Below are 271 nucleotides of genomic sequence, written 5' to 3' on the forward strand. Positions count from 1 at the left end.
GGCTCCGCCGGCCGCCCGCAGCACGATCAACTCGCCAAGGAAGCTCCGCTTCCGAAGGCGATTTACCGGTCGACCTCGCCCATGATCGGGTCGATCGAGGAGATGATGGCGACGGCGTCGGCGACCAGGCCGCCGCGGATCATGTGGGGCAGGCCCTGGAGGTTGACGAACGACGGGCCCCGGATGTGCATGCGGTAGGGCTTGGCGCTGCCGTCGGCCACCATGTAGCAGCCCAGCTCCCCGCGCGGTGACTCCACGGCCACGTAGACCT

General features: G+C 69.0%; 1 protein-coding gene. It reads right to left on the bottom strand.

Annotated features, from left to right (window positions below):
* Nucleotides 1–62: 62 nt before the first annotated feature.
* Nucleotides 63–271 (bottom strand): NADH-quinone oxidoreductase subunit D-related protein (locus AB1471_RS17375; protein WP_496350342.1); only part of this gene is annotated, 209 nt, incomplete at its 5' end.

The organism is Jeotgalibacillus marinus (assembly GCF_040801915.1).
GTDB classification, from domain to species: domain Bacteria; phylum Bacillota; class Bacilli; order Bacillales; family Jeotgalibacillaceae; genus Jeotgalibacillus; species Jeotgalibacillus marinus.